The 21,825-nt window shown below is 42.6% G+C and carries 18 protein-coding genes, 2 rRNA genes and 1 riboswitch; of the genes, 1 reads left to right on the top strand and 19 read right to left on the bottom strand.

Features of this window, described 5'->3' with window-relative positions:
* The first annotated feature begins 171 nt into the window (after positions 1 to 171).
* Positions 172 to 1,062, top strand: a complete 891-nt coding sequence (locus tag L8T27_RS02055) for an SDR family oxidoreductase (RefSeq protein WP_233316401.1) — start codon at positions 172 to 174, stop codon at positions 1,060 to 1,062.
* Between the two features lie 34 nt (positions 1,063 to 1,096).
* Here the strand turns inward: L8T27_RS02055 and purD are convergent, their stop codons facing one another.
* The 19 genes from purD to L8T27_RS01960 all read right to left on the bottom strand — a co-directional run bounded on the left by purD (position 1,097) and on the right by L8T27_RS01960 (position 21,685).
* Entirely contained in the window at positions 1,097 to 2,353 is a 1,257-nt protein-coding gene (gene purD, locus L8T27_RS02050) for a phosphoribosylamine--glycine ligase (protein WP_233316400.1), read from the bottom strand.
* 24 nt (positions 2,354 to 2,377) lie between these two features.
* Positions 2,378 to 3,913 (bottom strand): bifunctional phosphoribosylaminoimidazolecarboxamide formyltransferase/IMP cyclohydrolase, encoded by a 1,536-nt coding sequence (purH, locus tag L8T27_RS02045; RefSeq protein ID WP_233316191.1) that lies wholly within the window; start codon positions 3,911 to 3,913, stop codon positions 2,378 to 2,380.
* A 48-nt stretch (positions 3,914 to 3,961) separates the two neighbouring features.
* Positions 3,962 to 4,531, bottom strand: coding sequence for a phosphoribosylglycinamide formyltransferase (gene purN / locus L8T27_RS02040; RefSeq protein WP_237940618.1), 570 nt, complete (start codon positions 4,529 to 4,531; stop codon positions 3,962 to 3,964).
* Positions 4,532 to 4,544: 13 nt separating this feature from the next.
* The gene (gene purM, locus L8T27_RS02035) at positions 4,545 to 5,579 is read right to left on the bottom strand and encodes a phosphoribosylformylglycinamidine cyclo-ligase (protein WP_237940617.1); all 1,035 of its coding nucleotides are present in this window, start codon (positions 5,577 to 5,579) and stop codon (positions 4,545 to 4,547) included.
* Positions 5,580 to 5,670: 91 nt separating this feature from the next.
* Positions 5,671 to 7,083: an amidophosphoribosyltransferase gene (gene purF, locus L8T27_RS02030; RefSeq protein ID WP_233316187.1), complete on the bottom strand. Its 1,413-nt coding sequence runs from the start codon at positions 7,081 to 7,083 to the stop codon at positions 5,671 to 5,673.
* Positions 7,068 to 9,284, bottom strand: a complete 2,217-nt coding sequence (purL, locus tag L8T27_RS02025) for a phosphoribosylformylglycinamidine synthase subunit PurL (protein WP_237940616.1) — start codon at positions 9,282 to 9,284, stop codon at positions 7,068 to 7,070. Before purL ends, purF begins: the two co-directional genes overlap by 16 nt.
* Positions 9,268 to 9,954, bottom strand: a complete 687-nt coding sequence (gene purQ, locus L8T27_RS02020) for a phosphoribosylformylglycinamidine synthase subunit PurQ (RefSeq protein ID WP_233316183.1) — start codon at positions 9,952 to 9,954, stop codon at positions 9,268 to 9,270. The genes purL and purQ overlap by 17 nt, the downstream gene beginning before the upstream one ends.
* Positions 9,951 to 10,205 (bottom strand): phosphoribosylformylglycinamidine synthase subunit PurS, encoded by a 255-nt coding sequence (gene purS, locus L8T27_RS02015; RefSeq protein WP_144456273.1) that lies wholly within the window; start codon positions 10,203 to 10,205, stop codon positions 9,951 to 9,953. Before purS ends, purQ begins: the two co-directional genes overlap by 4 nt.
* Complete coding sequence (purC, locus tag L8T27_RS02010; RefSeq protein WP_233316181.1) at positions 10,198 to 10,917, bottom strand: phosphoribosylaminoimidazolesuccinocarboxamide synthase; 720 nt, start codon at positions 10,915 to 10,917, stop codon at positions 10,198 to 10,200. The genes purS and purC overlap by 8 nt, the downstream gene beginning before the upstream one ends.
* Before the next feature lie 111 nt (positions 10,918 to 11,028).
* Positions 11,029 to 12,321, bottom strand: a complete 1,293-nt coding sequence (purB, locus tag L8T27_RS02005; protein ID WP_237940615.1) for an adenylosuccinate lyase — start codon at positions 12,319 to 12,321, stop codon at positions 11,029 to 11,031.
* 3 nt (positions 12,322 to 12,324) lie between these two features.
* Positions 12,325 to 13,479 carry a 5-(carboxyamino)imidazole ribonucleotide synthase gene (gene purK, locus L8T27_RS02000; RefSeq protein WP_237942211.1) on the bottom strand — a complete coding sequence of 385 codons (1,155 nt, stop codon included), beginning with the start codon at positions 13,477 to 13,479 and terminating at the stop codon, positions 12,325 to 12,327.
* Positions 13,466 to 13,954, bottom strand: a complete 489-nt coding sequence (purE, locus tag L8T27_RS01995; RefSeq protein ID WP_233316177.1) for a 5-(carboxyamino)imidazole ribonucleotide mutase — start codon at positions 13,952 to 13,954, stop codon at positions 13,466 to 13,468. Before purE ends, purK begins: the two co-directional genes overlap by 14 nt.
* A 127-nt stretch (positions 13,955 to 14,081) precedes the next feature.
* Positions 14,082 to 14,182, bottom strand: a riboswitch (purine riboswitch).
* Between the two features lie 107 nt (positions 14,183 to 14,289).
* Positions 14,290 to 14,487, bottom strand: a complete 198-nt coding sequence (locus L8T27_RS01990) for an NETI motif-containing protein (protein WP_237940614.1) — start codon at positions 14,485 to 14,487, stop codon at positions 14,290 to 14,292.
* Positions 14,465 to 15,025, bottom strand: coding sequence for a DUF2179 domain-containing protein (locus L8T27_RS01985; protein WP_233316175.1), 561 nt, complete (start codon positions 15,023 to 15,025; stop codon positions 14,465 to 14,467). Before L8T27_RS01985 ends, L8T27_RS01990 begins: the two co-directional genes overlap by 23 nt.
* A 167-nt stretch (positions 15,026 to 15,192) precedes the next feature.
* Positions 15,193 to 16,023, bottom strand: a complete 831-nt coding sequence (locus tag L8T27_RS01980) for a carbohydrate ABC transporter permease (RefSeq protein WP_237940612.1) — start codon at positions 16,021 to 16,023, stop codon at positions 15,193 to 15,195.
* Positions 16,024 to 16,039: 16 nt separating this feature from the next.
* Positions 16,040 to 16,927: a carbohydrate ABC transporter permease gene (locus tag L8T27_RS01975; protein WP_233316171.1), complete on the bottom strand. Its 888-nt coding sequence runs from the start codon at positions 16,925 to 16,927 to the stop codon at positions 16,040 to 16,042.
* A gap of 100 nt (positions 16,928 to 17,027) precedes the next feature.
* Positions 17,028 to 18,263 (bottom strand): sugar ABC transporter substrate-binding protein, encoded by a 1,236-nt coding sequence (locus L8T27_RS01970; RefSeq protein ID WP_237942209.1) that lies wholly within the window; start codon positions 18,261 to 18,263, stop codon positions 17,028 to 17,030.
* 180 nt (positions 18,264 to 18,443) lie between these two features.
* A 5S ribosomal RNA gene (gene rrf / locus L8T27_RS01965) occupies positions 18,444 to 18,560 on the bottom strand.
* 190 nt (positions 18,561 to 18,750) lie between these two features.
* A 23S ribosomal RNA gene (locus tag L8T27_RS01960) occupies positions 18,751 to 21,685 on the bottom strand.
* Positions 21,686 to 21,825 lie beyond the last annotated feature (140 nt).

Below are 21,825 nucleotides of genomic sequence, written 5' to 3'. Positions count from 1 at the left end.
GGCTTCTTATTGTATTCGTAAATAATATGCAAAAGACTCATTATCCATACCTCTTACTTTTATTTCTCTTTGTAATTTTTCACCAAAGTATTGTTTATTGTTGTGTATGATTGGGAATCCAAATAGAGAAGCATGAAAAAAGAGTAAACGGAAATAAAACAAAAAGGAGAGATTGCATTGTCTAATCTAAACAATCCATTAGAACAATACTTTACAGGAGACTTCCCTAAGCAATATCAGGACCCGCCAGGACTGCAGCAAAAAATGGAGCCAGTGCCTGACTGCGGAGAAAAAAGCTACAAAGGAAATGGCAGATTGACAAACCGCAAAGCTCTTGTAACCGGAGGAGATTCTGGTATCGGCCGTGCAGCTGCTATTGCTTATGCTCGAGAAGGGGCAGATGTCGCAATCAATTATCTGCCAGAAGAACAGCCCGATGCAGAAGAAGTAAAGGAACTGATTGAAGCGGAAGGACGAAAAGCTGTTCTTATCCCTGGTGATTTAAGTGATGAGGCTTTTTGTGGTGAATTAGTTAAAAAAGCATATGATGAGCTCGGCGGTCTTGATGTGCTGGCGTTAGTAGCAGGCAAGCAGCAAGCAGTTGAAGATATTGCTGATTTGACGACAGAACAGCTTCGAAGCACATTTGAAATTAATGTATTTTCATTGTTCTGGGTTGTAAAAGCAGCGTTGCCACTTCTGCCAAAAGGGGCTTCCATTATTACGACTACTTCTGTTCAAGGCTATAATCCAAGCCCGAACCTGCTTGATTACGCTTCTACTAAATTTGCGATTACCGGATTTACACGCGGGTTGGCTAAACAAGTTGCCTCAAAAGGCATTCGTGTAAATACGGTGGCACCAGGTCCAATTTGGACAGCATTGCAGGTTACTGGAGGACAGCCTAGTGACAAAATTCCACAATTTGGTCAAAATACACCGTTGCAGCGAAGCGGACAGCCTGTTGAATTGTCTTCCGTATATGTGTTCCTTGCATCTGAGGAATCAAGCTACGTAACAGCACAAGTATATGGAATTACAGGCGGTATTGAACTAGCCTAACAAAAAAAGATCCCAACTGGGATCTTTTTTCATATTATTTAATTGCTTTAAAGCCGATGTCTTTTCTGTAGAAAACTCCATCGCTTTCCAGCTTTTCTAACTCTTTATATACCTTGTCTTGGGCAGCCTTAATTGTTTTGCTCTTAGCAGCAACAAGCAATACTCTGCCGCCGTCCACTGTAAAGTTACCGTCTTCGTCCAAACTTGTGCCAGCGTGGAAAATAGATACATCCTCCATCGTGTTTAAACCTTTGATGACAGCACCTTTTCCATAGCTTTCTGGATATCCTTTCGCTGCAACGACAACACCAAGCATATCCTCATCGTGCCACTCTATAACAGGAGTCTCTCCTTCAAGGATAGCAAGCAGCACTTCAACTAAATCAGATTTCATCCTAGGCAAAACAACCTGTGTTTCTGGATCGCCGAGGCGAGCATTAAATTCAATCACTTTTGGGCCTTCTTCTGTAGCAATAAGACCGGCATATAAGATTCCCGTAAACGATCTGTCTTCTGTAATCATTGCCTGTGCAGTCGGCTTAACGATTGTTTCAATGGCAGTCTGCACGATTTTCTCATCGATATGAGGAACAGGAGAATAAGCTCCCATGCCGCCAGTATTCGGTCCTTGATCACCATCATATGCTCTTTTATGGTCTTGAGCAATCTCTAATGGAATGACTGTGTCCCCATTGACGAAGGACATTAAGGAAAACTCCTCACCAGCCAGGAATTCTTCAATAACAACAGTCGCAGATGCATCACCGAATTTCGCACCGACAAGCATTTCTTCAATGCTTGCCAAAGCTTCTTCCAATGTCATTGCAACTGTTACACCCTTGCCTGCTGCAAGGCCGTCTGCCTTAATAACAATCGGCGCCCCATGCTCTAATATATATGCTTTAGCTTGCTCATAATCAGAAAATGTTTCATACTTTCCTGTCGGGATCTCATATTTCTTCATTAAATCCTTCGCAAAGGATTTACTGCCTTCAATTTCTGCTGCTTTTTGCCTTGGTCCGAAAACCTTCAGCCCAGCAGCCTCCAATTTATCAACAACACCTAACAGCAAAGGAACTTCAGGTCCTACTACCGTCAGGTCCACTTTATTATCTAGAGCAAATTCAACAAGCTTATCTACTTCTGTCTCTTCAATTGAAACGCGTTCGGCAACATCTGTCATTCCTACATTGCCTGGTGCTACAAAGATAGTTTCAACTAATTTGCTTTCTTTAATTTTTGTGCAAATCGTATGCTCTCTTCCACCACGGCCGATTACGAGTACCTTCATCATTTCCATCCTCCATCAAAGCTTTTAGTGTTTAAAGTGCCTTACTCCTGTCAATACCATGGCAATTCCATACTCGTTTGCTTTCTTGATGGAATCTTCATCTCTGATACTGCCGCCTGTTTGAATGATTGCAGTGACTCCAGCTTTTGCTGCTGCTTCGACTGTATCATCCATTGGGAAGAACGCATCGGAAGCCAATACTGCTCCAACTGCCTTTTCTCCAGCCTGTTCCAAGGCAATCTTTGCTGAACCAACACGGTTCATTTGACCTGCACCTACTCCTAAAGTCATTTCCTGATTATTAACGACAATCGCATTCGATTTCACATGCTTAACAACCTTCCAGCCAAACTTCAGTGCTTCCCATTCTTCATCTGTCGGCTTTTTGTCAGTTGGGATAGTGATTGTTGCATCATCCAATGTAAAATGGTCGAAATCTTGAACAAGCAAGCCGCCTTCAATTGTCGTAAATTTCATTTCCTTCTTGTTGCCTGCAGAGAATGGAATAGTTAACAGACGAATGTTTTTCTTCCCTTTAAGAATCTCTAAAGCCTCTTCTGAATAAGATGGCGCAATGACGATTTCTAAAAAGATTTCATGCAGCTTCTGAGCTGTTGCAGCGTCAACCTCTCTGTTCAATGCGACAATTCCTCCGAAAATAGAAACAGGATCTGCCTCAAATGCTCTTGTGTACGCAGTGAAAATATCCTCGCCTGTTCCAACTCCGCATGGGTTGCTATGCTTAATTGCAACAGCTGCTGGTTCTGTGAATTCTTTGACGATTTGAATTGCAGCATCTGCATCATTGATATTATTGTAAGAAAGCTCCTTGCCATGCAGCTGTGTTGCATTCGCAATAGAAAATGCAGAACCTAAAGGCTTACGGTAAAACGCTGCATTTTGATGCGGGTTTTCTCCATATCTTAAAGATTGCTTCAGTTCATATGTGACAGTCAATGATTCAGGATTTTCTTCACCTGAAAGATCGCTCATGTATTGAGAAATCATGGAATCGTAAGCAGCAGTGTGACGGAACACTTTAGCAGCAAGCTTTCTTCTTGTTTCAAACTTCACTTCTCCATCTTGCTTTAGTTCATCGACAACCGTTGTATAATCACTTGGGTCCACTACAACTGTTACATATTGATGGTTTTTTGCAGAAGCGCGAAGCATTGTTGGACCGCCGATATCAATATTTTCAATGGCATCCTCCACTGTTACGTCTTCCTTCGCAATTGTTGCTTGGAAAGGATAAAGATTCACACAAACTAGCTGGATTGGCTGAATTTTATGCTCCTCAAGCTGTGCTTGGTGTCCAGGTTCGTCAAATTTCGCCAAAAGACCGCCATGAATATACGGATTTAAAGTTTTTACCCTGCCTTCCAGGATTTCCGGAAATCCAGTTACGTCACTGACACTAAGTACTGGGATGCCGCTCTCTTGAATGGCCTTTTTTGTTCCACCTGTAGAAATCAGCTCGAATCCTAATTCATGAAGCTCTTTTGCAAAGCTTGTAATTCCTGTTTTATCTGAAACACTTATTAATGCACGCTTTTTCATTTCCTTTATTTCCCCCTGTTTCATATAGTAGTCTATTGCTGCAATTACTCAATTGGAAAGGACTAATGATTGAACTACCTTCGGATACAGTCCATGCTCGATGCTTTGGATTTTCGCTTGAAGGCTTTCATTCGTTTCTCCTTCTATGATACCGACGGCCTCTTGAGCAATAATCGGTCCTGTATCCATTCCTTCATCCACATAGTGAACCGTTACCCCTGTTTCCTTTGCACCTGCTGCAAGCGCTTGGCCGACAGCATCTTTGCCAGGAAAATTAGGAAGCAAGGACGGGTGGATATTTATTATCTTACCAGGGAATTCCTGAAGCAGTGTATCTCCAATCAAACGCATATAACCTGCAAGGATAATCCACTCTATCTCGTAATCTTTTAGTTTCCGAAGTATTTCTTGTTCATATTCCGCCTTTGAAGGATAATCTTTGGCTGTGAATGTAAACACATCAACATTGTGGTTCGCAGCTCTTTCTACAACATACGCCTTAGGTTTGTCACAGACTAGTAATTTAATAGACGCCTGCAGCTCATTTTTTTCTGCAGCATCTACAAGTGCTTGGAAATTGGAGCCGCTGCCTGACGCAAAAACAGCAATATTTTTCATGTCTGTTCCTCCGTTATTGTTTCAGAATGATGTTGATTTCCCCATCATCTGTTACCTTGCCGATTGTATATGCCTTTTCGCCGATTGCCTGAAAATGCTTTAGAACATCTTGCTCCGCATCGCTGTCCACAGCAAGAACCATTCCTGTGCCCATGTTAAAAATATTATACATTTCCTTGCGCTGTAAATCTCCTATTTTTTCCATCACCTTAAAAACAGGAGGCACTTCCCAATTAGTTTCTTCAAGTTCAATCCCTAATCCTTCTGGAAGCATGCGAGGAATATTTTCAATGAAACCTCCGCCTGTTATATGGGATAATCCCTTAATCTCGAACTTTTGAAGAGCAGACAGAACTGATTTTACATAGATTTTCGTCGGCTTGATTAATTCTTCTCCAAGCGTACAGCCTAATTCGTCTACATAATCAGATAAAGACATATTAGCTTTTTCAAAGAAAAGCTTGCGGACAAGAGAATAGCCATTGCTGTGAATTCCGCTTGAAGCCAAACCAATCAGAACATCTCCAGCCTTAATATTTTCCCCTGTAATGACACGTTCTTTCTCACAAGCACCAACAGCAAATCCAGCAAGGTCATATTCCTCTTCGCTGTACATCCCTGGCATTTCAGCAGTTTCCCCGCCGACTAATGCGCAGCCAGCTTGTTCACAGCCATCTGCAATCCCTTTTACAATAGCTTCAATCTTTGCAGGCTCTGCTTTGCCGCACGCAATATAATCAAGGAAGTAAATAGGTTCTGCTCCTTGTACGACAATATCATTTACACACATTGCCACAGCATCTACGCCGATTGTATCATGCTTATCAAGCATAAATGCAAGCATCAGCTTTGTACCTACCCCATCTGTTCCAGAAACCAGCACTGGATTTTTCAGGTTTAATACTGACAGATCGAACATGCCTCCGAAACCGCCAAGACCTCCCATTACACCAGGTCTGATTGTTTTATTTACATGCTTCTTCATTCTCGAAACTGCTTCATAGCCTGCCTCGATATTAACTCCTGCTTGTTTGTAGCTTTCAGCCATACGTATCCTCCTACTATTCAAAGACATCTCTTATGTGCATTTCAATGGAAAAGCGACACACCCATATGCCGCTTTTCACTTCTGTTTACTTTTACACCTTTTCATATGATTGCAGTGCAGAAGGATAGATTTCTGTCGGATATTTGCCTGTAAAGCAAGCTAAGCAGGAACCTCTATTCTCCCCTTCTTCATTTCTGCCGATTGCTTCTACCATTCCTTCTGTGCTCAAGAAAATGAGAGAGTCAGCACCAATGATTTCCCGAAGCTCATCAACCGAGTATCTCGATGCAATCAGCTCTTCTTTTGTAGATGTATCGATTCCGTAAAAACACGGGTTTTTAATAGGTGGTGAACTGATTAATACATGCACTTCTGTTGCACCAGCCTCACGAAGCATGGACACGATTCTTCTGCTTGTTGTTCCTCTAACGATAGAATCGTCCACCATGATGACACGTTTGCCTTCAACGACACCACGGACTGCTGAAAGCTTCATTTTCACCCCTTGTTCACGCAATGATTGGGATGGCTGAATGAAGGTGCGTCCTACATATCGGTTCTTAATTAAGCCTAACTCGTAAGGTATGCCTGTTTCCTCTGCATAGCCAATTGCTGCAGAAATACTTGAGTCAGGAACGCCTGTTACGACATCTGCTTCAATTGGCGCTTCAAAAGCCAGTCTTTTCCCTAAGTTTTTTCTGGCAGTATGAACATTGATACCATTGATATTGCTGTCTGGTCTTGAGAAATACACATACTCCATCGTACACATTGCAATATTGGAAGCCACTGAGAACATCTCAGAACGGAAACCATTATCGTCAATAATCAAAAGCTCTCCCGGCAGGACATCGCGGATAAATTCTGCACCGACAACATCAAATGCACATGTTTCTGAGGCAACAACATAAGCATCCCCCAGTTTTCCTAAAGAAAGTGGTCTCATACCATTTGGATCTAGAGCAACCATCAGCTCTGTCTCTGTCAAGATTAAGAATGCATATGCCCCTTTAATCATTGTCAAAGCATTTTTCACTCTTTCATTAAAGGCAGAAAAACCGCCTCTTCTAATTAAGTGAGCAAGTACCTCTGTATCAGAGCTAGTCTGAAAGATGCTGCCTTGCGCTTCCAATTGGCTTTTGAGCGCATTAGCATTAACAAGATTTCCATTATGAGCAAGTGCCATGCTTCCGCTTTGGAAATGAAACAGAAGGGGCTGGACATTTTCATAGCCCCCACCTCCTGCTGTTGCATAACGAACATGACCGATTGCAGCTTTTCCTGTCAATTCCTTCATGGCATCCTGTGTGAAGACCTCTGCAACAAGTCCTTCCCCTTTAATGCCTTTTAGCTGTTTCCCGTCTGTTGTAACAATTCCTGTACCTTCTTGTCCCCTGTGCTGCAGGCTGTGAAGCCCGTAATAAGCAAGCTGCGCAGCATCGTTATGGCCCCAAACACCAAAGACTCCGCATTCTTCATTTAACCCTCTTATTTCAGCAAGCATGGAATAGCTCCTCTCCAGGCGGCTTCTAACACTTCCACCTGTTCCTTAATTAGGATATTTTCCCCTTGGCTAACAGCAAAAATATTGTCGTCTGTTACTTTTCCAATCAATGTTGCAGGAACTAGCTTTTCGAATTCTTCTTTGTTATCTGGTTTAACAGAAAGCAAAAAACGTGATTGAGATTCACTGAATAGAGCAGAAACAGGGTTGCCTTCCAAATCAAGCTTCGCACCCAAACCGTTCGGTCCAAACAAGCTTTCTGCAGCTGCAACTGCTAAGCCGCCTTCAGCTAGATCATGAGCAGATTCAACAACCCCTGCTCTGATAGCAGCAAGCACTGCAGCTTGATGGCTCTTTTCTACTTCTAAGTCTAATTCAGGTGATTTTCCTGAAATGGAGCCTTCAAGCATCTTTTGAAGTTCGCTTCCTCCGAATTCATCCTTCGTTTCACCAAGAAGATAAATAAGATCTCCGCTTGCTTTAAAGCTTTGTGTTGTTATATCATTTGTATCTTTAATCAGACCAACCATTCCGATTACTGGTGTCGGATAGATTGCTGTTCCGTTTGTTTCATTGTATAGGGACACGTTACCGCCAATAACCGGTGCATTAAGTGCTAAGCATGCTTCACTTATACCGTCAGCAGCTTTTTCAATCTGCCAGAATATTTCTGGCTTTTCAGGGTTACCAAAGTTTAAGTTGTCTGTAATTGCCAATGGCTCTGCCCCTGAGCAGACGATATTGCGAGCAGCCTCTGCAACAGCAATTTTCCCGCCTGTTTCTGGATCTAGGTAAAGATAACGCGCATTACAGTCAGTCGTCATCGCTAACGCTTTTTTCGTTCCGCGAATACGGACAACAGCAGCATCTGATCCTGGTGCAACTACTGTACTTGTGCGAACCATATAGTCATATTGGTTATAAACCCATTCCTTTGAAGCGATTGTCGGCTGTTTAAGAAGATTAGCAAGTGCTTCTCCAAAATTATCAACTGCAGGGATTGTGTTCTCCATTGCTTGGAAATCACGGAAATATTGCGGTTCTGCAGAAGGTTTTTGGTAAACAGGAGCATCCTCAGCCAAAGCATCAGCTGGTACGTTCGCAACTACTTCCCCTTTATGAAGAAGTCGCAGCATTTTATCATCTGTAACAACACCGATAGCAACTGCTTCCAAATCATATTTATCGAATAGATCCTTAATCTCTTGCTCTCTGCCTTTTTTAACAACAATCAGCATACGTTCTTGAGATTCTGACAGCATCATTTCATAAGCTGTCATGCCCACTTCACGCTGCGGCACTAAATCAAGATTCATTTCAATTCCAGATCCAGCTTTGCTTGCCATCTCTGCACTTGAGCTCGCAAGTCCTGCTGCACCCATATCCTGAATACCGACTAGAGCATCTGATTTGATCAGTTCCAAGCATGCCTCAAGTAAAAGTTTCTCCATGAACGGGTCGCCAACTTGAACTGCCGGACGCTTTTCATCTGAATTCTCTGTCAGCTCTTCTGATGCGAATGTTGCCCCATGAATACCATCACGGCCTGTCTTTGCTCCTACGTACATTACCGTGTTGCCAACTCCATGTGCCTGGCCTTTTTTAATGTCTTCATGGTTAATTAAACCAACACACATCGCATTTACAAGCGGGTTGCCTGCATAGGATGAATCAAAGGCAATTTCTCCCCCCACTGTCGGAATACCGATACAGTTTCCGTAACCTGCAATCCCTGCAACAACTTCTTCAAAAAGATACTTTGTACGAGCATTATCCAATTCGCCAAAACGAAGAGAGTTCAGAATAGCAATCGGTCTTGCTCCCATGGAGAAAACGTCGCGGATAATGCCGCCCACTCCAGTTGCAGCTCCTTGATACGGCTCGATTGCAGACGGATGGTTATGGCTTTCAATTTTGAAGGCCACTGCTTGCCCATCCCCGATATCCACAATCCCTGCACCTTCACCAGGACCTTGAAGCACTTGCGGACCAGATGTCGGGAATTTTCTTAACACTGGTTTAGAGTTTTTGTAGCTGCAATGCTCAGACCACATAACTGAAAACAGTCCAATTTCTGTGTAGTTAGGCTTGCGGCCAAGAATCTTTTCGACCATAGCGAATTCTTCGTCCGTAACACCCATTTGTTTGTAAATTTCCTCTGACTTAATTTGTTCTGGACTTGGCTCAAGCATTAACGACATTTGCTTCCCTCCACTGTTTAACGATTGATTGGAAAATCTTTAGGCCATCCGCTCCGCCTAACAGCTCATCAACTGCTCTTTCTGGATGCGGCATCATGCCAAGGACATTTCCTTTTTCATTAGTGATTCCTGCAATATTTTCTAGGCTTCCATTTGGATTTTCGCCATTATATGTGAATACAATTTGCTTGTTTTCTTGTAATCTAGCTAACGTTTTTTCATCACAATAGTAGTTTCCTTCTCCATGGGCGATAGGAACAGTGATGACTTCCTGCTCTTTATATGCATTGGAGAACATTGTGCTGTTGTTTTCGACCTTCAGTTCAACAGGACGGCAGATGAACTTAAGCTGATCGTTCCGTCTCATTGCTCCTGGCAAAAGTCCAGCCTCCAGTAAAATTTGGAATCCATTGCAGACACCCAATACTGGTTTGCCCGCTTCGGCTGCTTTTACAACTTCCTTCATGACATTGCTGAATCTTGCAATGGCGCCGGTGCGAAGATAGTCACCGTATGAGAATCCGCCAGGCAGTAAAATTCCGTCATAACCTTCCAAGCTATCTGCGTCATGCCATACGTATTCTGCTTCTTCTCCCAATTCATCCGTTATTGCGTGCAACATATCGACATCACAATTGGACCCTGGAAATACGACTACCGCGAATTTCACTGTGCAACAACCTCCTCAACCTCATATGTGTAATCTTCAATTACAGTGTTGGCCAACAATTTTTCACACATTTCCTTTACAAGCTCATCTACATTTCTATCCGATTTTTCTAGAGTAAGCTCTAAATACTTCCCGATGCGTACATCATTTACTTCTTGATAGTTAAGGGAATGAAGAGACCCTTTCACTGCATTTCCTTGTGGATCTAAAACACTCTCTCTTAATGTGATATATACTTTAACTTTAAACATGCTGTTTTCCCCCTAATCTAGCTAGAATATTCTCATATGCTTCTGTCAAATTTCCTAAATCGCGACGAAATACATCCTTATCTAATTTCGCGTTTGTTTTTATATCCCATAAACGGCATGTATCAGGAGAAACCTCATCAGCTAGCATTATTTCTCCATTGCTGTCCTTGCCGAACTCAAGCTTAAAATCGATAAGACGGATGCCTAACTCTGCAAAGAAAGCACTTAATGCTTTATTCACTTCAAGAGCGTTTTTTTTCAATATTGCAACTTCTTTTTCTGTCGCAAGCTTTAGCTCTTCTATATGATCCTCCGTCATAATCGGATCTCCTAGAGAGTCATCTTTATAATAAAATTCAACAAGAGGCTTTGATAATGGCTGCCCCTCTTCTATTCCTAATCTTTTTGAAAAGCTCCCAGCAGCTAAATTCCTAACAACAACTTCTAATGGAATGATGGAAACCTTCTTCACTAGCTGTTCTGTTTCTGACAGTTTTTCGATAAAGTGGGATTCTATGCCCATGTCTTTTAGCTTTAAAAATAGCAAGCTCGTAATCTCGTTATTTAAACGGCCCTTACCTGTGATATCTGCCTTCTTTTCACCGTTAAATGCTGTTGCAGAATCTTTATATTCAAGCCAGACGATATTTTCATCAGACGTTCCATAAACTCTTTTTGCCTTTCCTTCGTACAATAAAGCTCTCTTTTCCATTTGAAGAGTCTCCTTATCAAAAAAATTAGGGATAAAACGAATGTAAGATTAACTTGCTAAATTAGGGTATTCGGCATAAAAGCGCCCCACGGTGCTTTTATGCCAAATTTATTAAAGTCCCAATCTGTTAAAGATAGTATCAACATGCTTGATATGGAAATGGTAATCAAAGCAATCATCAATTTCTTCTTTAGTCAGCTTAGATGAGATAGTTGGGTCATTGTCTACTAGTTCACGGAAAGGAACTTGCTTTTCCCAAGATTCCATTGCTCTCGGCTGAACTGTATCATAAGCCTCTTCTCTTGTAAGTCCTTTATCGATCAAGGCTAATAGTACTCGTTGCGAATAGATCAATCCTAATGTGCGATCCATGTTGCGTTTCATGTTCTCTGGGAATACAGTTAAGTTCTTAACAATATTGCTGAATCTGTTTAACATATAGTTGATAGCAATTGTTGCATCTGGAATGATAATTCGTTCAGCTGAAGAATGAGAGATATCTCTTTCATGCCATAGCGGAACATTTTCATAAGCAGTCATCATATAGCCGCGGATAACACGAGCAAGACCTGCCATATTTTCTGAACCAATCGGATTACGCTTATGCGGCATTGCTGAAGAACCTTTTTGCCCTTTAGCAAAGAATTCTTCCACTTCTCTAGTTTCACTCTTTTGCAGTCCGCGGATTTCAACAGCAAACTTTTCGATTGATGTTGCAATGAGAGCGATTGTCCCCATATAGTCTGCATGACGGTCACGCTGTAATGTTTGTGTGGAAATCGGTGCTGGTTGCAAACCTAACTGCTCACATACGTATTGCTCCACAAATGGATCGATATTGGCATATGTTCCAACTGCTCCTGAAATCTTTCCAAACTCTACACCTGCTGCTGCAGCTTTAAAGCGTTCTAGATTGCGCTTCATTTCCTCATGCCATAATGCCAGCTTCAACCCAAATGTTGTCGGTTCTGCATGGACACCATGTGTACGGCCCATCATGACTGTGTATTTATGTTCAATTGCTTTATTTTTCAAGACTTCAATAAAGTTCTCCAAGTCCTTTAAAATAATTTCATTTGCTTGTCTGATTAAGTAAGATAATGCTGTATCCACTACGTCAGTTGATGTTAATCCGTAATGAACCCATTTGCGCTCTTCTCCCAATGTTTCGGAAACAGCTCTTGTGAACGCAACAACATCATGACGTGTATCCTGCTCAATTTCTTGAATTCGTGCAATGTCAAAGGACGCGTTTTCGCGGATTTTCTTAACATCCTCTTCAGGTATTTCACCTAGCTTCACCCATGCTTCACATGCAAGGATTTCAACCTCCAGCCATGCTTGAAAACGATTTTGCTCAGTCCAAATATTTCCCATTTCTGGTCTCGTATAACGATCAATCATATCTTATCCTCCGATTTTTTCTGTTTGCAGGCTCCAAATACTGGACCTGTCTATTTCATCAAGGGCAATTTCAACAGACGAACGCAGCAACGTCGCATGTCCCATCTTGCGCTTTTCCTTTGGTTCTAGCTTTCCGTAAAGGTGGACTTTCCAGTCTTGCAGTTCTGGAAGTACGTTGATAATAGGAGCTTGATGTTCACCTAATATATTAACCATTACTGCTGGTCTCAATAACTTCGTGCTTCCCAGCGGCATTCCACAAACTGCTCGAATATGCTGCTCAAATTGTGATGTTTCACATGCCTCTATCGTATAGTGTCCTGAGTTATGCGGTCTTGGCGCCAATTCATTGATATATATATCGTCACCCTTGCTTAAGAACATTTCCACTGCCAATGTGCCGACTAGCTGCAGGTGTTCAGCGATAATTCCTGCCTTTTGAATCGCAGCCTCTTTTGCATGGTCGCTTATTCTGGCAGGCACAATTGATTGGTGAAGTATATTGTTAATATGGATGTTTTCACTCACTGGAAAGACAGTTGATTCTCCATTAGTGCCTCTTGTCACAATAACAGAGATTTCTTTTTCAAAAGGAATCCATTTTTCCAGAACACATATGCCTTGCGTCAGCAGCTTCTCTGCTTCCTGTACTTCAGCGCTTGAAGTGATTACAAATTGACCTTTACCGTCATAACCGCCTCTTGCTGTTTTCAAAACAGCCGGAATACCTATCGTTTCCAGTGCCTTTTTTAAGTCTTCAGGCTCCTCGATTACCTCGAATGGAGCAACCTTAACGCCGGCTTTTTGAATGGCTAATTTTTCGCTAATTCGGTCCTGCGTTATTTCCAGGACGGAAGATCCCTGCGGTACATATGCATGTGTTTGCAGCCATTCCAATCCTTCTGCATCAATATTCTCAAATTCATATGTGATAACATCACTCACCTGCGCCAGCTGTTTAATGCCTTCCATACTGTTATATGCAGCCACAATCTTATAATCAGCCACTTGACCGCATGGTGAGTCCTCTGTTGGATCCAACACAGCAATTCGATACCCTTGCGCTTTTGCAGCCAATGCCATCATTCTGCCTAATTGCCCACCACCAATTATACCAATAGTTTGACCTGGAAGAATCACTGAGTTAGACAAGTTCATCACTACTTTCTATAACCTCGGTTTTAGTTTTCTCTCTCATAGAGGAAATTCTTTCAGCTAATTCTGGTTCAAAGGCAGCTATTATTTGGGCAGCCAGCAAGCCTGCATTAGTCGCACCAGCCTTACCAATTGCCACTGTAGCAACAGGAACACCGCCTGGCATCTGCACAATTGATAACAGAGAGTCAAGCCCGTTAAGCGCTCTTGATTGGACCGGAACTCCAATCACAGGCAATGTCGTTTTTGCTGCAACCATCCCTGGTAAGTGAGCGGCACCGCCAGCACCTGCAATAATAGCACGCAGTCCCCGGCTTCTAGCACTCTCGGCATATTCAAACATTAAATCAGGGGTGCGATGTGCAGATACAACCTTCTTTTCATAACTCACTTCCAGCATATCCAAGATGTCACAAGCATGCTTCATTGTCTCCCAATCTGATTTGCTTCCCATAATAACGCCAATTTGAGCAGTCATATTTCTCCTCCTGAATTATTACATATAAAAAGCCCTGCCCAGATGTTTCTACTACATAGAGAGAAAGCATCCGTCCAGAGCTCAAATAACCTGAAAAGACTGGAAAAATACCAATCCCTTCTGCTGGCGTTCTATTGCTTTCCCTCATAGTCCGGCAGTTCTCGGCAGCCAGGTAGAAACTTATGGGCCATATTCCCATTATATATGAGGGCTATTAAAATTTAGTTTGTCATTTATATTATTTATTAACACAATACCATATTAACAAGCATTTTCACCCGTTGTCAACATAAAAATCGAACAATTATACTAATATCATATTTATTGTTCGTGATTTACAGTTCCAGCTTAACCGCCTCAAACACTATTTGGCTGGCTACAGGTTCATAAGATTTCTGTCCATTAACTACATTTTCTTTAAAAATCGGTTTTTCTAATCTTTTTACAGGAGTGTAGCCTTCACTCTTTATCCGATCTAAACACTGATCAATCGTTTCATTTTCTTGTACTTCAAACTTCATCTTTTTGCCCATTAAATAACTTTCCTTTCTTTACGCTCTTTACCCAAAAGCCGCCATAGATTGTCTTTGGCTCATATGCAATAATAAACGCCTTTGGGTCTAAGTTCTTTATTGTATCATAGAGGCGCAGCTCATATTTTCTCGGCGACAGTATTTGCAGAGCCATTCTGTCTCCTTCTAAGCCATGTGCAGCCCAGCTCGTAACTCCATAACCCTTTTCCCGTAAGGCCTTAGGTAAATCTCTATCATATTCTTTCGTAATAACATTAACTGTTATGTATCCTAACGCAAGCTTCTCTTCTATTTTCATGCCTACGATAACACCAATTCCATAACCTACAGCATAAGCCACTAGATTTTGAATCTGATCAAGATTATCTAATACCAGCCCGAGGCCGATGACATAAATAACTACTTCTATCATGCTGAGAAAAGCCGCCAAATATCTTTGCCCTTTTAAAGTCAATATCATCCTGATTGTAAAAAATGACACATATACAATATTAATGACTAATATGATTACGACCATTGTAACACTGTTTTCCAGCATTAATCCATCACCCTTTTTTCAGCATTTAATTGTGCGTTTCTTTTTATAATTACCTTAATTTTTAATTGTAAACAAATCTCTTCCTATTTATATGTATGAGTATTTAAAATAGAAAAGGCTTAAAAGGAAAATCTCCTTTTAAGCCTTTTTCATATTATTTATTATTATTACTTCATTCCAGAAACATTGAAGCCTTGCAAAATATACTTCTGAAAAACTAAAAATACGATGATAATGGGAATAATCATGAAGGTTGAACCAGCCATTTGTAAGGCATAATTGCTTGCATATTGCCCTTTTAACAGCTGTAGCCCGACAGATTGTGTATAATATTTTTCATCATTGGCGACAATTAACGGCCATAAGAACGAATTCCAGGCTCCAATGAAAGTCAGTATGCCTTGTACTGCTAGAACAGGGCGCGAAACAGGAAGAACTATACTCCAAAAGATTTTCCATTCACTAGCTCCGTCCAGCCTTGCAGCTTCAAACATTTCATTTGATATTGTAGACATAAACTGCCGAAACAGAAATATGCCAAATGCACCTACTAAGCCAGGAAGGACTATTCCCGCCATTGTATTCGTTAATCCCATCGCATTCAAGATTAAATACACCGGAATCATCGTGACTTGTCCAGGAATCATCATCGTTGCAAGCACTAAATAGAAAAGAAAGTTTTTTCCTTTAAATTTGTATTTAGCAAAACCGTAGCCTGCCATCGCATTAAGAAAAAGTCCTCCAAATGAACAAAGAACGATAATCATTGTGTTCTTAAAATAAACAAAGAAGTTAAAAGCAGAGAATAGTTCTTTAAAGTTATCCATAGTGGGATCTTGCGGTAAAATCGTTGGTGGAAACTGCATGATTTCTGTGTCTGTTTTTAATGAGGATAACAACATCCAAATGAAAGGAAGCACCATAAGCATACCGCCTGCAGTAAGGATGATGGCAACAACCCATTTGCTAGCTTTTGTCTTTTTATGTGCTGTATTCATTTTATCCCTCCTCTATTTAATCCTCCGTCTTAACTTTTTGCATACGGAATTGAATCAAGGTGACAATTATTATCGCTATAAATAGTAGGAAAGATCCTGCTGCTGCATAGCCGAATTTACTAAATTGAAAGCCATTGCGATAGATAAATAAAGATACAGAAGTAGTACTGTCCAGAGGTCCTCCATTCGTCATAATAAACGGTTCCTCAAAAAACTGGAGCCAGCCTATCATCGTCGTGACTGTCACAAAGAAGATTGCAAATTTCAGCATAGGCACAGTAATTTTAATCAGCTGCTGCCGTTTGTTAGCTCCATCTAAAGAAGCAGCTTCATAATACTCTTTTGGAATGCCTTGAAGAGCAGCCAAAAATATGATCATATTTGTTCCAATTGCACGCCAAAGGGCTAAAATTATTAGTGAAATTTTAGCAACAACTGGATGCTGAAGCCACGGAACTGGGGGGATATCTGCCAATGATAATAAATAATTAAGAAAACCAAAGCTGGGGTTATATAAGTAGCTCCATACAACAGCTACGGCAACAACATTTGTAATGGATGGAGTATAAAAAATCAGCCGAAAAAATTGAAAGACTCTACTCTCGCCAAAGTTGATTAATACAGCTATTCCTAAGGAACATATAATCACCAGCGGAACACCAATAATGACATAAAATAACGTATTACCAATAGATTTTAAAAAGAGAGGATCTGTCATAATATCTATATAATTATCAATACCAACAAAGTTAATTTGTGACCAATCTGCCAAGCCTATTAAGCTAATATCTGTAAAACTGATTACAAAAGCTACGACAATAGGTATTAAAGAAAACATCATTAATAAAATTAAGGCAGGGGAAATGAATAAATAAGGCGCCCTTTTATTAACAAAATTCCGCATAACTAGCACTCCCTTTTGTAAATGAAGGAGGGTATGTTAAACTGCTGCTAATAAATGCTTGCTGAGTAAACTTCCCGTTTAAGCTACCCTCACTCATCTATTACTTATTTAACAATTCCTCTGTCTCTCTATTAAAGGCTTCCATTTCCTTCTCAACATTATTTCCACCTAAATAGATTTGTTCAAAATGCTTTAAGTAATTTTGGGCGATTTCCTCAAACTCAGGTATTAAAGGCATCGAGCGGGAAGCCTCCATTTGTTGACCGAAAACTTCATATAATGGATCTTTTGCTAATCTATCATCCTCCCAGGCTGATTTCACTGTTGGCATAGCATTAGTCAGTCCCAGCCATTTCAGCTGATTTTCCTTTTTCATCATAAAATCAATAAACTGAGCTGCTTCATCCTTTTTACTGGAGTGTTCAAAAATGGTCAGATTCGAACCGCCCAAACTAGACAGATTATTATCCGCGCCAGTTGGAAGAACCGCGGTTGCCCATTTCCCCTCAATACCTTCAACTGTATCGTTCACTGCCTTGACCATCCATGGCCCACTTATAAACATCGGAACAATGGCATCACCTGAAAATGTTTGGGAGACATCCATACCTAAATCCTGCTTTGGAGCATAACCCTTTTGAATAAAATCATTTAAATAAGAAACTGCGTCTTTAAACGCTTGTTCATTAAACTGTGGTTTCCCTTCAGACAACAAAGCAGATCCATTCTGTCTTGCAAACATAAATGCCAAGGTTTGTTCCTTTGCATCTACATTAAGTCCGTACATGTTTTCACCGCGTTCAGATAACTTTTTAGCAGCATTCTTAAGCTCTTCCCAAGTCTGTGGTGCTTTTTTATATCCAACGGATTCAAGAATATCCGTACGGTAGAAAAGGACACGGGTTTCCGCAGCCCAAGGAATACCATAATATTTATTATCGAAAAGAGTTGTTTCAACAGAACCTTCAAAGAAGTTGTCTGGTTTTAAATTCGGATATTTATCCAAGTATTCCCCCATATCAGCAAGAGCTCCCGCTGCCTGAAACTCAGGCATCCATGTTGTGCCCATTTGCAGTACATCCGGTCCTTTTTTAGAGGCGACTGCCGTTAACAGCTTATCATGAGCACTCACCCACGGAATCGACTGTATTTTAACCTCAATCCCAGTTTCTTTCGTAAATTCCTCTGCCATTTTTGGAAGCTGCTTTACCTCATCTCCCATACCCCAGACTGTTAATACATCAGAATCACTTGAACTGCTTTTCTGTGAACAACCTGCCATTAAACCAAGTGCCAGTAAAGCTGTAATGCCGAAAATAAACCACTTCTTTTTCAAGCCCATCATTGATTCCTCCTAATCTGATTTATCGAAACGTTTCGATAAGGAAATGATAAACTAGTTTCTAATATCTTGCAAGCGTTTTCTTTAAACAAATTACAAAGGAACCGATACTTGAAAGAAACAAAATAAAAAAAGAGACAGCAGTCAAAATGACTGCTGTCTCTTTTTTAAGGTGCCTGGCGACGTCCTACTCTCACAGGGGGAGAGCCCCCAACTACCATCGGCGCTGAGAAGCTTAACTTCCGTGTTCGGTATGGGAACGGGTGTGACCTTCTCGCTATCGCCACCAGACTATTTGTATTTTGAGAGTTATTCCCTCAAAACTAGATTATGTTGTAAGAAGAAAGAATGAGTAATCATTCATGTCCAGCTGCAGAAGCCAAATCGTACGGCTGTTTCACTCACTCGTGCACAGTCTTGCGACTGCTTCTCGTGCGCTCCAACATCCTATCGATTTAAGCTGTTCTTTTAGCTTTTCGTTTTAGTTAAGTCCTCGATCTATTAGTATTTGTCAGCTCCACGTGTCACCACGCTTCCACCTCAAACCTATCAACCTGATCATCTTTCAGGGATCTTACTAGCTTACGCTATGGGAAATCTCATCTTGAGGGGGGCTTCATGCTTAGATGCTTTCAGCACTTATCCCTTCCGCACATAGCTACCCAGCTATGCCTTTGGCAAGACAACTGGTACACCAGCGGTGCGTCCATCCCGGTCCTCTCGTACTAAGGACAGCTCCTCTCAAATTTCCTACGCCCACGACGGATAGGGACCGAACTGTCTCACGACGTTCTGAACCCAGCTCGCGTACCGCTTTAATGGGCGAACAGCCCAACCCTTGGGACCGACTACAGCCCCAGGATGCGATGAGCCGACATCGAGGTGCCAAACCTCCCCGTCGATGTGGACTCTTGGGGGAGATAAGCCTGTTATCCCCGGGGTAGCTTTTATCCGTTGAGCGATGGCCCTTCCATGCGGAACCACCGGATCACTAAGCCCGACTTTCGTCCCTGCTCGACTTGTAGGTCTCGCAGTCAAGCTCCCTTGTGCCTTTACACTCTACGAATGATTTCCAACCATTCTGAGGGAACCTTTGGGCGCCTCCGTTACTTTTTAGGAGGCGACCGCCCCAGTCAAACTGCCCACCTGACACTGTCTCCCACCCCGATAAGGGGTGCGGGTTAGAATGTCAATACAGCCAGGGTAGTATCCCACCAATGCCTCCACCGAAGCTGGCGCTCCGGCTTCCAAGGCTCCTACCTATCCTGTACAAGCTGTACCAAAATTCAATATCAGGCTACAGTAAAGCTCCACGGGGTCTTTCCGTCCTGTCGCGGGTAACCTGCATCTTCACAGGTACTATAATTTCACCGAGTCTCTCGTTGAGACAGTGCCCAGATCGTTACACCTTTCGTGCGGGTCGGAACTTACCCGACAAGGAATTTCGCTACCTTAGGACCGTTATAGTTACGGCCGCCGTTTACTGGGGCTTCAATTCAGAGCTTCGCGCGAACGCTAACCCCTCCTCTTAACCTTCCAGCACCGGGCAGGTGTCAGCCCCTATACTTCGCCTTACGGCTTCGCAGAGACCTGTGTTTTTGCTAAACAGTCGCCTGGGCCTATTCACTGCGGCTCTCTCGGGCTTGCACCCAAAAGAGCACCCCTTCTCCCGAAGTTACGGGGTCATTTTGCCGAGTTCCTTAACGAGAGTTCTCTCGCTCACCTTAGGATTCTCTCCTCGCCTACCTGTGTCGGTTTGCGGTACGGGCACCTTGAATCTCGCTAGAGGCTTTTCTTGGCAGTGTGGAATCAGGAACTTCGGTACTATATTTCCCTCGCCGTCACAGCTCCGCCTTCACGGTAATGGGATTTGCCTCATTACCAGCCTAACTGCTTGGACGTGCTAATCCAACAGCACGCTTACCCTATCCTCCTGCGTCCCCCCATCGCTCAAACGATTCATAAGGTGGTACAGGAATATCAACCTGTTGTCCATCGCCTACGCTCTTCAGCCTCGGCTTAGGTCCCGACTAACCCTGAGTGGACGAGCCTTCCTCAGGAAACCTTAGGCATTCGGTGGATGAGATTCTCACTCATCTTTCGCTACTCATACCGGCATTCTCACTTCTAAGCGCTCCACCAGTCCTTACGGTCTAGCTTCAACGCCCTTAGAACGCTCTCCTACCACTGACATCGTAGATGTCAATCCACAGCTTCGGTGATACGTTTAGCCCCGGTACATTTTCGGCGCAGAGTCACTCGACCAGTGAGCTATTACGCACTCTTTAAATGGTGGCTGCTTCTAAGCCAACATCCTGGTTGTCTAAGCAACTCCACATCCTTTTCCACTTAACGTATACTTTGGGACCTTAGCTGGTGGTCTGGGCTGTTTCCCTCTTGACTACGGATCTTATCACTCGCAGTCTGACTCCCAAGGATAAGTATTTGGCATTCGGAGTTTGTCTGAATTCGGTAACCCGATGGGGGCCCCTAGTCCAAACAGTGCTCTACCTCCAATACTCTTACCTTGAGGCTAGCCCTAAAGCTATTTCGGAGAGAACCAGCTATCTCCAAGTTCGATTGGAATTTCTCCGCTACCCACACCTCATCCCCGCACTTTTCAACGTGCGTGGGTTCGGGCCTCCATCCAGTGTTACCTGGACTTCACCCTGGACATGGGTAGATCACCTGGTTTCGGGTCTACGACCACATACTATTACGCCCTATTCAGACTCGCTTTCGCTGCGGCTCCGTCTCTTCAACTTAACCTCGCATGTAATCGTAACTCGCCGGTTCATTCTACAAAAGGCACGCTATCACCCATTAATGGGCTCTAACTACTTGTAGGCACACGGTTTCAGGATCTATTTCACTCCCCTTCCGGGGTGCTTTTCACCTTTCCCTCACGGTACTGGTTCACTATCGGTCACTAGGGAGTATTTAGCCTTGGGAGATGGTCCTCCCTGCTTCCGACGGGATTTCACGTGTCCCGCCGTACTCAGGATCCACTCAGGAGGGAACGAAGTTTCGACTACAGGGTTTTTACCTTCTATGACTGGCCTTTCCAGACCTATTCATCTACCCCGTTCCTTTGTAACTCCATGTAGAGTGTCCTACAACCCCAAGAGGCAAGCCTCTTGGTTTGGGCTAATCCCGTTTCGCTCGCCGCTACTCAGGGAATCGCGTTTGCTTTCTCTTCCTCCGGGTACTTAGATGTTTCAGTTCCCCGGGTCTGCCTTCTGTTACTCTATGTATTCAAGTAACGATACTATCCCATTACGGATAGTGGGTTCCCCCATTCGGAAATCTCCGGATCAAAGCTTACTTACAGCTCCCCGAAGCATATCGGTGTTAGTACCGTCCTTCATCGGCTCCTAGTGCCAAGGCATCCACCGTGCGCCCTTTCTAACTTAACTTATTCGGCTAAAGATAAACTTCGCATCTCTTCGTCAGCTCCCTCACTCCGCTCCTCACGTACTGTCGTACGCTCCGGTGCTCGTTTAGTCGCTTCCTCGACCTGCTCGTTTCTCTTTACCCTAAAATTCTACTAATAATA

This window comes from Niallia sp. Man26, assembly GCF_022049065.2.
In the GTDB taxonomy this organism is placed as follows: Bacteria; Bacillota; Bacilli; order Bacillales; family Cytobacillaceae; genus Niallia.
This window is presented reverse-complemented; position numbering and strand designations above follow the sequence as displayed.